11 protein-coding genes and 1 pseudogene are annotated in these 10,021 nt (G+C 65.9%); 4 read left to right on the forward strand and 8 right to left on the reverse strand.

All coding sequences use genetic code 11. The features are described from left to right. Together FA743_RS19550 and FA743_RS19555 are read left to right on the forward strand one after the other, a co-directional pair. Nucleotides 1-100: IS3 family transposase (locus FA743_RS19550; protein WP_136884740.1), on the forward strand; the 100-nt coding region annotated here is incomplete at its 5' end. A 17-nt stretch (nucleotides 101-117) separates the two neighbouring features. Further along, nucleotides 118-297: pseudogene (locus FA743_RS19555) on the forward strand (transposase); the annotation flags it as partial. Between the two features lie 948 nt (nucleotides 298-1,245). On the opposite strand, the gene FA743_RS20840 reads toward FA743_RS19555, so the two are convergent. The 6 genes from FA743_RS20840 to FA743_RS19580 form a co-directional block, all read right to left on the reverse strand. Next, nucleotides 1,246-1,533: a prolyl oligopeptidase family serine peptidase gene (locus FA743_RS20840; RefSeq protein ID WP_211242344.1), complete on the reverse strand. Its 288-nt coding sequence runs from the start codon at nucleotides 1,531-1,533 to the stop codon at nucleotides 1,246-1,248. Next, nucleotides 1,499-3,313: a prolyl oligopeptidase family serine peptidase gene (locus tag FA743_RS19560; protein ID WP_211242345.1), complete on the reverse strand. Its 1,815-nt coding sequence runs from the start codon at nucleotides 3,311-3,313 to the stop codon at nucleotides 1,499-1,501. Before FA743_RS19560 ends, FA743_RS20840 begins: the two co-directional genes overlap by 35 nt. A gap of 303 nt (nucleotides 3,314-3,616) precedes the next feature. Further along, the gene (locus FA743_RS19565; RefSeq protein WP_136887739.1) at nucleotides 3,617-3,934 is read right to left on the reverse strand and encodes a hypothetical protein; all 318 of its coding nucleotides are present in this window, start codon (nucleotides 3,932-3,934) and stop codon (nucleotides 3,617-3,619) included. Between the two features lie 57 nt (nucleotides 3,935-3,991). Further along, the gene (locus FA743_RS19570; RefSeq protein ID WP_246055069.1) at nucleotides 3,992-5,353 is read right to left on the reverse strand and encodes a sensor histidine kinase; all 1,362 of its coding nucleotides are present in this window, start codon (nucleotides 5,351-5,353) and stop codon (nucleotides 3,992-3,994) included. Then, nucleotides 5,353-6,027: a response regulator transcription factor gene (locus tag FA743_RS19575; RefSeq protein ID WP_136887741.1), complete on the reverse strand. Its 675-nt coding sequence runs from the start codon at nucleotides 6,025-6,027 to the stop codon at nucleotides 5,353-5,355. The genes FA743_RS19570 and FA743_RS19575 overlap by 1 nt, the downstream gene beginning before the upstream one ends. 12 nt (nucleotides 6,028-6,039) lie before the next feature. Further along, nucleotides 6,040-6,516: a RidA family protein gene (locus tag FA743_RS19580; protein WP_246055070.1), complete on the reverse strand. Its 477-nt coding sequence runs from the start codon at nucleotides 6,514-6,516 to the stop codon at nucleotides 6,040-6,042. A gap of 134 nt (nucleotides 6,517-6,650) precedes the next feature. Here FA743_RS19580 and FA743_RS19585 point away from each other — a divergent pair, with 134 nt between their 5' ends. Further along, nucleotides 6,651-7,217 carry a TetR/AcrR family transcriptional regulator gene (locus tag FA743_RS19585; RefSeq protein WP_281281799.1) on the forward strand — a complete coding sequence of 189 codons (567 nt, stop codon included), beginning with the start codon at nucleotides 6,651-6,653 and terminating at the stop codon, nucleotides 7,215-7,217. Between the two features lie 179 nt (nucleotides 7,218-7,396). Here FA743_RS19585 and bla read toward each other — a convergent pair whose 3' ends face one another. Next, nucleotides 7,397-8,248: a class A beta-lactamase gene (gene bla, locus FA743_RS19590; RefSeq protein ID WP_136887743.1), complete on the reverse strand. Its 852-nt coding sequence runs from the start codon at nucleotides 8,246-8,248 to the stop codon at nucleotides 7,397-7,399. A 179-nt stretch (nucleotides 8,249-8,427) separates the two neighbouring features. Between bla and FA743_RS19595 the strand changes: the two genes are divergently transcribed. Beyond that, nucleotides 8,428-9,309: a LysR family transcriptional regulator gene (locus FA743_RS19595; protein ID WP_136887744.1), complete on the forward strand. Its 882-nt coding sequence runs from the start codon at nucleotides 8,428-8,430 to the stop codon at nucleotides 9,307-9,309. Between the two features lie 17 nt (nucleotides 9,310-9,326). Here the strand turns inward: FA743_RS19595 and FA743_RS19600 are convergent, their stop codons facing one another. Continuing rightward, the gene (locus FA743_RS19600) at nucleotides 9,327-9,818 is read right to left on the reverse strand and encodes a ferredoxin reductase domain-containing protein (protein ID WP_136887745.1); all 492 of its coding nucleotides are present in this window, start codon (nucleotides 9,816-9,818) and stop codon (nucleotides 9,327-9,329) included. Nucleotides 9,819-10,021: the final 203 nt, after the last annotated feature.

Consider the following 10,021-nt stretch of genomic DNA (forward strand, 5'->3'; position numbering starts at 1 on the left):
CTTCGACTACATCGAACGCTTCTACAATCCGCGGCGGCGCCATTCGAAACTGGGCTACCTCAGCCCAATGGAGTTCGAGGCGCGCGCTATGCTAGCTTAACCTGCCGTCCACAAAACCGGCAGCAGCGCAAGACAACCGTGAAATACGACAAGCGTCGCTACAAACGCCGCAATCGCATCGAGATCATGTTCGGCAGGCTCAAGGACTGGCGGCGTGTCGCAACTTGGTATGACAGGTGCCCCAAGGTCTTCCTCTCGGCGATCGCGCTCGCCGCAACCGTTATCTATTGGTTATGAGTCCAGACCCTTGGCTCGAACGCCTGCACGCCCGCAAGGCGCATCTGAGAATGCGGTTCGGCGAGTGGGATCTGGTAGGGATCGGCGATGTGTTCGTGGTCGCCGGGACTGACGAGGCGCTCGCCCCGATCCGGGACAGTCATGGCCCTTGATCGTATCGGATATAGTGGCCTCGGAGGCCCAGTTGCTCGCTCAAGGCGCGATCATCACTCAGCCGGTGACGGACGCACCTACGGGGCACATGCTGTACGCGCGCCATGCCGATGGGCTGCACGTCGAATATGTGGAATGGACAGACGATCTGGTCGAAAAATTCATCCGTGCACCGCAGAGAGAAGGACGATTGTCTTCGGAATTGTAGTCCTACTGCACGATCGCGGCGTCGGTCACGCAAAGCGGACTTTGGGCCGCCGCCTTAGTCTGACCGCAGCGCGGGGCCTTTCGGTCCTTCAGACAATCGGACGAATGTCCTGCATTGATGGCCTTGAGGTCTGTGAAACTCGCCATTCAGAGAGAGGAGGATGCAGGTCGTCCCGTCCCTGCTCGAAGCCGTGCAACGAAACCGTTAAACAAGAGGACTAGCAAATTTCGATCCGCAGGGGCGGCAACGTTACCGGCCATGTCATTGGACAATACGACTCTCACTACATGACCCATATCCGGGATCAGTGAAAGGGCCGCGTCCAGGGTGGCATCTGCGCGCGCAAGGGCATCTTGCTCGCCGACCTGAAGCGCACGGTGGCCTTGAATGACAAGGATGGGAACGCGAGGCCTGGCGATCAGCAGCAGGATTGTCGGCGAATGCGTCGATTGGAAAGCTCTGGACTTCCGGTTCAAACAACAGTTTCAGGGCCGGGCTTAGTCTTCTCTCCAAGTACCGAACAACGACCACGCCCTGCGCATAACGAACCGATGCAAGGGACGGACAAGGGCCGATCTCTGAACGCTTCACTCGTTCACCGACATGACGTCCAATCCGGTCCAGCGGGCGGCAAAGGCCCATCGGTCGGTGATTTCAGGGATCAGAATGCCCGTCGGGTTGCCTGAACCGTGTCCCGTTTTTGTCGCCACGCGCAACAGATGTGGCCGGATCTCGATATCGGCCGCCTGAAAAGTGGCTGCGTGTTTGAGCGAATGCGCAGGAACGACGCGGTTGTCGGTATCGGCAGTCATCACCAGGATGGCGGGATAATCGGTCCCGTCACGGACATTGTGCAGGGGTGAATAGGCCAGCATGGTGTGGAAATGATCCTCCACCGCCGGGGCTGCCGTATTCCTCGACCCACAGCGTTCCGCCGGTGAATCGGTCAAAGCGCAGCATGTCCATGACGCCCACATGTGGGATGGCGGCGGCGAACAGGTCCGGTCGCTGGTTGACCACCGCACCGACCAGCAGTCCGCCATTCGATTGACCGTGGATCGCAAGCCCGTCCGGTGACGTGATGCCCCAGGCGACAAAGTAATCCCCTGCGGCGATGAAATCGTCGAATTCGTTCTGCTTGAGATCGCGCCATCCGGCATGGTGCCAATCGCTGCCATATTCACCGCCGCCCCGGATGTTCGCGACGGCATAGACCCCGCCCTGCTCGACCCAGGACATCGCGGCCGGAAGGTATTGCGGCACGATGCTGAGGGCAAAGCCGCCATACCCGTTCAGCAAGGTCGGGGCCGCTTCGGTGACATCCGCGCGTCGCATGATGAACAGCGGAATACGGGTCCCGTCCGGCGAGGTGTAGAAGCGCTGTTCGACCACGACATCGTCAAGGTCGACCGGCAGCTCGGGCGCTGCCCAGACCGTTGTCCGGTTCTTGGCCACATCCAGGCGAAACACGGTCAGCGGCGTGTCATAGCCGGTAAAGGCGAAACAGGCCTCGTTGGCGCCGGGCTGACCACGGAAGGCAACGGTGGTTCCCGGACCGGGCAGCACGATCGACCCGTCCGGCGTTCCGTCGAGGCGAAACCGCGCGAGTTGCGTCGTCGCATCGACCACAGAGGCAAGGATGATTCGGTCGCCAAGCACGCCCGCCGTGCCGTCGCGCAAAACCGCGTCGTCATGTTCGGGGAACAGTTCCGAAAAGACGGGGTCGGGGTCGGCCAGGTCGATGCACATGACGCGGCCGCGGGGTGCGCCCATCTGCGTCGAGAAGATCAGCCGCGAACCGACATTGCCCAGCAATGCCCAGCTGTCGGCATGGCTGTCGACCAGGGTGATGGGGTGAGGATCGTCCTGCGACAGGTCCGTGACCGAAACCGCCACGCCGCCGGTCAGCGCGGATGTGGAGATGATCAGGAACCGCCCGTCCGCCATGACGGTCGGGGCATGGACCAGCGGCGTCTCGGATGTCGGGGCGTGGATCAGCCGATCGTCGGATTGTGCCGTGCCAAGCCGGTGAAAATAGACTGCATGACCGCTGATCGCGGCGGTGAAGGACGTGTCCTCCTCGGGCGCGGGAAAGCGGGCGTAGAAAAAGCCCCTGCCATCTCCGGCCCAAGCGATCGTGGTGAACCGGGCCCATTCGACCGTATCGTCCAGCACCTCGCCCGTGCGGGTGTCCATGACCCGGATGGTCCGCCAGTCGGTGCCTCCGACCTGCATGGCATAGGCCAGAAAGGCCCCGTCCGGCGAGACGTCCCACTCGGCCAATGCGACCGTCCCGTCCTGCGACCAGTCGTTCGGGTCCAGCAGCATCTGGTCCTCGCCCTCTGCACCCGTGCGCTGGAACTGGCGCGGCTGATCGTCCATTCCGCTCTGGCGGAGAAAGACATAGCGGTCGCCGCGTTTCAGCGGAGCAAGCACGGTGTCGTGGTTGTGCAACATCGTCAGCCGATCCTGAAAGACCGCGCGACCCGGAAGATCCTCAAGGTAGGGGATCGTGACGGCATTCTGCGCACCGATCCAGTTGGCGACCTCGGCATCTTCGCGCGGGTCCGCCTCGAGCCAGCGGAACAGATCAGCGACCTCGACCCCGAACATTCTGTCTGACCTGTCGGCCCGTCGGGTCTCGGGATAGATCATTGTCAGCTCCTCGGTGGCAGAACCCGCGCCGCTCGACATCAGCAGCGCAAACGCCGCGCTGCGGAACACCAGCGCCGGGCGCGCCAGCCATGTCAGGCGGGGACAGGGCCGCGCCCGGCCCTGGGGATGGGGTTGCCGGGCCGCGCATTCGGGTGGGTCTCAATCTGTCTCTCCTCCAGGTCGGTCGGGGTGGCCAGCGCAAATTCGGCGCCAGCCACCCAGACAGCCTTGGCTCTTCCGATGCGCCGTCCGGCACGGACCGGGCCTTCGCAATGCGGTCGTCGTTGACCGCGCGGCAACGCGTCAGCGGCGTCCGCATTCACCGCGGCCAGGATCGCGATCGCAGCGCTGGTCGCGCGCGCGGTCGCCCATGACCTGGGCGTTGAGCGCGGTCTCGCTGGCGAGGTTCGCGGCGTAGGCGCTTTCAAGAGAGCCGGTTTCCGACATGCAGCCGGCCAGAAGGCCGCTGGCCACCAGCGCAAGGCCGAGGCCCTTCAAGGGGCGACGGGGCGGGAGAGAGGGACGTTCACGCATTTCATTTGCCTTCGCATTGTTGCTTCTCGACACCGGCCGCCATGTCGCGGTCGAACTGAGGCGGCCGGTGTCGCGGTGCTTCTCCATCCCGAAGATTGCGTGAACATGGAGCGCGCGCCGCACCGGCACAAGAAATGCGCGTGGTCAGCCCCGGCCGGGCGCATCGGGTGCGGTCATCCCGGACATGCCTTGCGCCGGTACGCCCAGATCGACCTGCACGATGGTCCCGCCATCCGGCGCCGAATGGATCGTCACCCGGCCATTATGCCGGGCCACGACCTCGGCCACCAGATTGAGGCCCAGACCGCTTCCCGTCGAGTGCGGCCGCAGCCTGTAGAACGGCTCGAACACACGTTCGCGCTGATCGGGGGGGATGCCCGGTCCATCGTCCTGAACTTCCAGCGTCCTGCCGATGACGCGCAGCACGACATGGCGCCCGCCGTGATCGATGGCGTTGCGCAGCAGGTTCATCAGGACCCGCTCCAGCGCCGCGGCATCCCCAAGGCAGGCTTCGCGACGCAGCACCTGAACCTCCATCGACCGACCGCCGGCAATGGCCAAAGGTGCGAGGTCCGCGACGACGCTGCGGGCAAGGGCGACCAGATCGACCTCGGTGGCGGTGCCGCCCTGCGCCAGACGCTGAAGATCCAGAAGCTGTTCGGTCAGGATGGTCAGGCGCTGGAGGTCGCCGCCAAGCGCCCGCACCACGGGGTCAGCCGAGCTGTCCACCTTGCTTTGCAGAACGGCAATCGGCGTCCGCAGCTCATGCGATGCCGAGGCAATGAACCGCTGCTGGCGTTCGTGGCCCTCGTCCAGACGCCGCAGGGCGTCGTTCATTGCACGAACGAGAGGCGCGATTTCGCGCGGGACATGAGCCTCGCTCAGGCGTCTGCCGCGCCGGTCGGGGTCGATCTCCTCGGCCTCCCGGGCGATGCGCGACATGCCTGCCAGCGCCCGCCTGACGATCCAGGGCGTGATCGCGAACGAGGTGATGGATAACAGAAGGATGATCGGAACGACGATGACGGAGGATGCGAGCAGGACGACGAGGTTCAGTTCCGACAAGGCACCATGGCCCAGAACCGTCAGCGGCCCGATCTGGGTCGTCTCGCGGCGCAGCACCGCCGCCAGGTCATGGGGTGGCGTCCGATCGCGCAGCTGGGCGAAGGACAGCTCGCTCAGCCGCCCCCGGAAGGACTCGAAGAGGGCGGGCACCGTCCCGAAGGTCACGCCGTTCCCGGCATCGTCCTCGACCATGAACCACAGATTCGGCGTTTCCGCCTGCAGCGTCGACAGATCATCGGTGGGTCGGATGACAAGGGCGCCCGAAGGGTCGCGGTCGATCGCGGCGGCGATGATGGGAACGATCCTCTCGTCGGTATAGGGGCCGCCGCTATCGATGCGGAGGGCACCGGCGATCAGGATCAGGACCGACACCAACAGCGTCAGAAGATGGACCACCAGCGGATAGACGATCAGCGGTCGCTTGAGCGAGGGGCCGCGCATCACGGCGCGGCGCGCAGCAGATAGCCGACCCCCCGGATCGCATGGATCTCGACCCCGGCATCCGCCTCGCGCAATCTGCGACGCAGGCGGGACACGTGCGAATCCAGCGTATTGGACTGGATTTCGTCATCGAAGCCGAAGACCGCCTGCTCCAGCGTTTCGCGCATCACCGTCCGCCCGCGCCGCCTGATCAAGGCGGCCAGCACGCGCAGTTCGCGACGTGGCAGGGTCATGGACTGGCCGCTGACCTCGACCGCGTCAGTCGCGGGTTCGAAGACCACGGCGCCTGCCTCGATGCGGTCACCCTGCATCTGCGAGGGGCGACGGCTGACGGCACGGATCCGCGCCAGCATCTCGTCGAGCGCGAAGGGCTTCACGAGATAGTCGTCAGCCCCGTGATCCAGCCCCGTCACGCGATCCCCGATGTCGCCCCGCGCGCTGAGCATGATGATGGGGATGCCCGGCCTGCGCTGGCGAAGGGCCCCGACCAGTGCAAGCCCGTCGCCGTCGGGTAGCGTCCGGTCCAGAAGCGCCAGGTCGTAATCGACCATCGCGCAGGCGTCGCCCGCTGCGGCCAGACAGTCAAGGTGGTCAACCACGAAACGCTCGCGCTCCAGAAACCTGCGCAGCATCTCGGCAAGGCCCGGTTCATCTTCGACAAGAATGATCCTCATAGCAACCGAGCCTTACGCCCCGGGGATGCGCGCGACGACCTTGATCTCGAAATCGAAGCCCGCAAGCCATGTCACGCCGACAGCGGTCCAGGTCGGAAAGGGCGCAGCGGGGAAGATGCGCTGTTTCACGGTCATCAGGTCGGCCAGTTGTGCTTCAGGGTCGGTATGAAAGGTCGACACGTCGATGACATCGTCAAAGGTGCAGCCTGCGGCGGCAAGCACCGCGCGAAGGTTATCGAAGGCGCGTTCGACCTGGGCGATATAGGTCGGCTCGGGCGAACCGTCCTCTCTGCTGCCGACCTGGCCGGACACGAACAGCAGATCGCCCGCGCGGACGGCGGGAGAGTAGCCATGGGCGTCGTAGAGGGCGTGGCGGGTCGGGCCCTCTAGAAAGATCGCGTGGCGTTGGGTCATGGTGAAGCCTTTCTGCCCGTCAGGTCCGGGCGATAACTGATCGCGCGCCCCATGGAGGCCGGAGTCGCGGATCATCTTTTCATTTGGGTCGCGTTTGATATACACGGCGTATCTGACACGTATTGACATACGCTTCGTATGTCAATGCCCTTGTGGGACGTCGGTGAACGGGAAAGGATGCCATGGCAGGCAAAACGCGGGCTGCAATGATGGAAGAGACGCGGGGGAAGCTTCTGCTTTCGGCGCGGCAATCTTTCGCAAAGCATGGATTTTCCGGCACCTCGATGGATGAGCTGACGGCGGCGGCGGGCCTGACGCGTGGGGCGCTGTATCACAATTTCGGCGACAAGAAGGGGCTTCTGGCGGCGGTCGTGGACCAGATCGATGCCGAGATGGCCGCCCGCGCCCGCGACCTTGGCGCCTCGGCCGACACGCTCTGGGAGGGTTTGCTGGCCGAGGGGATGGCCTATATCCAGATGGCCCTGGATCCCGAGATACAGCGGATCGTCCTGCTGGATGGCCCCGCGGTTCTGGGTGATCCATCGCGATGGCCCAGCCAGAACCGCTGCCTGGATGCCACGCGGGACGCGGTGGCGCGGCTGACGGCCGAAGGCGTGCTGCGCCCGGTTGATATCGAGGCCGCGTCCCGGCTGCTGAACGGCGCGGCGCTGAACGCCGCGCTGTGGGTCGCAGCCTCTGACGATCCCGCGCGGACGCTGCCACGGGCGCAGGAGGCGTTCCGCCTGCTGGCCGAAGGGTTGCTGGCAGATCGCTGACGTCCGGCAGGCCGCCGCGCGACCCCATTGGCCACCATGTTCGAATGTCGGCCTTCGCTGACCGGGCAATCGCACACGGGCTGGACTGCGGCCGAACCCCTCGGCGCTACACGGCCGCGTCACTGCCCGACCCCGGCCTGACATGGCACGGCGACGGGCAGGCCGACCGTCCAGCCTCATCATTCGGCCGAGATCTCGCTGACGATCGCCGCGCCGATGCGGGCGATGGCGCGGTTGCGGGTGGGCATGTCGGCCTCGTTTCCGGTCAGATAGACGGAGGCCAGCCAGGGATCGCCCTGCGGCGTGCGGATCACCGCGATGATGGAGCGCGACCCGTACCCGCCAGCGCCGGTCTTGTCGCCGATCTCCCAGCCCTCGGGCAGGCTGGCGCGGATCAGATCGTCGGCGACCTGATCGGCCTGCATCCAGGCCTCTAGCTGTCGCTGCGCGGCGTCCGAGAGGACCGGGCCGAACAGCAGCGTCTCCAGCGTCGCGGTCATCGCCGCGGGGGTGGAGGTGTCGCGCGGATCGCCGGGGGCGGCCTCGTTCAGGTCCGTCTCCCACCGGTCCAGCCGGGTCGTGTCGTCCCCGATCGCGCGCAGATATTCGGTGAAATCCTCCGGCCCCCCGAGGCGGTCCAGCAACAGGTTGGCGGCGGTGTTGTCGCTGAGCGTGATGGTGGCCTCGCACAGCTCTGCGACGGTCATCGCGTCGCGGGTTTCCGTGACCGGCGAATAGGTGACCAGATCGCCCGGGCTGTAGCCGATCACCCGGTCCAACTGATCCTCTCCGGCATCGACCAGCGTCAGGATCGCGCCGCACAAGGGCGCCTTGAAGGTGCTGGACAGCGGAAACCGCTCGTCTTCGCGATAGCCGGTGGCGCCAGCCCCGCCCGGCTGGCGCAGGGATACCCCGACGCGCCCGCCCAGATCGGTCTCGATGGCGCGGGCGGCCTCGGTGATGGTCTCGGCGGCGACGGGGGCGGTCAGCGCGCTCAGCAGGATGCAGGCGGCGATTGTCGTTCGTGGCATGGGAAACTCCAAGGTGACCCCGGCATGCGCGGGGGTGCCGCCCGCAAGGGGCGGTATCGGTTTGTCTTATGAAAGCGGCCAGCGGGCATCAGGCCAAGGCCATGACAGAGGTGTAATCAATTGACGCGGCGCTGCTCAAACGACAAATCCTGACGCAGGACATAAGCTGAGGTGATGGCATGGACAGACCCAACCTTCCCCTGAACGGGCTGCGCGCCTTCGAGGTCGCCGCCCGGCAGGGCAGCTTCACCCGCGCCGCGATCGAGTTGCGGGTGACGCAGGCCGCCGTCAGCCAGCAGATCCAGCGGCTGGAGGATCTGCTGGGCCACCGCCTGTTCACGCGCGCCTCGGCCGGGCTGATCCTGACCGATATCGGCGCCGCGCTGCACCCGGTCCTGACGCGCAATTTCGACGAGATGGGCGAGGTGCTGGACCGCTTTCACGGCGGTCGCTATCGCGAGACGCTGAACCTCGGGGTCGTGACGACCTTTGCCACCGGCTGGCTGATCCCGCGTCTAGAGGCGTTCGAGGCCACCCATCCCGGCATCAGCCTGCGCCTCTTCACGCATAACAACCGCATCGACATCGCCAAGGAGGGGCTGCACATGGCGATCCGCTTCGGCGACCGGACCGCATGGCCTTGGCTGGAGGCGGCGCCCCTGATCGCGGCGCCCCTGACGCCCCTCTGCGCCCCGGATCTGCTGCCGCATCTGCAGGCGCCGCCGGATCTGGCGGGGCAGCGGTTGCTGCGATCCTACCGCGTGGACGAATGGGCGGGCTGGTTCGCGGCTGCCGGGACCGAGTGCCCGCCGCTGGAGGGGCCGGTGCTGGACAGCTCGGTCGCTTTGGCGGAGCTTGCCGCGGCGGGGCACGGGGTGGCTTTGCTGCCGGCGGCCATGTTCGCCCGCCAGCTGCAGGCTGGCACGTTAGCGCGGCCCTTCGCCACCGAAATCGCCGCGGGGCGCTACTGGCTGACATGGCTGCGGGGCAAGCCGCCGACCCTGGCGATGGCGCAGGTGAGGGCATGGCTGCTGGAAGGTGCAGGCGGGCAGCCGGACTGAGATAGAAGCGTAGTGCATCATCCGGCGGGCCCGAAGGTCTCAAGATGGATCCGCCCGGATGCCACGCCGCCCTTTTCCAGCCCGGCGCGCATGTCGGCCAGAAAGCCTGCCGGGCCGCAAAGCAGGTAGTCTGCATCATCGGCTGTCGGCAGTGCCAGCAAACCGGCCGCCTTGATCCGGCCCGTCCGGTCGAAGGTCCGGGGATCGTCCCCGTCCTCGGGGGCGCCGTAATGGACCCGTCGTGCCAGTCGCCCGCCCCTGCTGACAGGCTCGGCCATCTCTGCCGCAAAGGCGCGATGGCGGCCGTTGCGTGCAGCATGGATGACGCTAACCAGCCGCTGCGGCTGATCCGCAACGAGGGCGTGCAGCATCGTCAGCATCGGCGTGATCCCCACACCGGCGCTGACCAGCACCAGCGGGCCGTCCCCGGGCGGCAGGGTGAACTCGCCCTGCGGCCGCTGCGCCGTGATCACATCGCCCACCCGAACCGCGCCATGCAGGAACCGCAAGACGATGCCCCGGTCCTCGCGCTTGACGCTGATCCTAGGCGCTTAATCCCACGATTTGATGGTGCGATCCTTTCTCAGGAATGGAAGGAAGCATTATGGGCCAGGTTCGTCACGGAAGCGCCACGACCACGCACGCTGTCAGAGCTGCAATAATGAGGGCTGGCCCGCCATCGATCCGAGGGTCGGCCCGAATGATCGCAAGC

Source organism: Paracoccus gahaiensis (genome assembly GCF_005048225.1).
Taxonomy (GTDB): domain Bacteria; phylum Pseudomonadota; class Alphaproteobacteria; order Rhodobacterales; family Rhodobacteraceae; genus Paracoccus; species Paracoccus gahaiensis.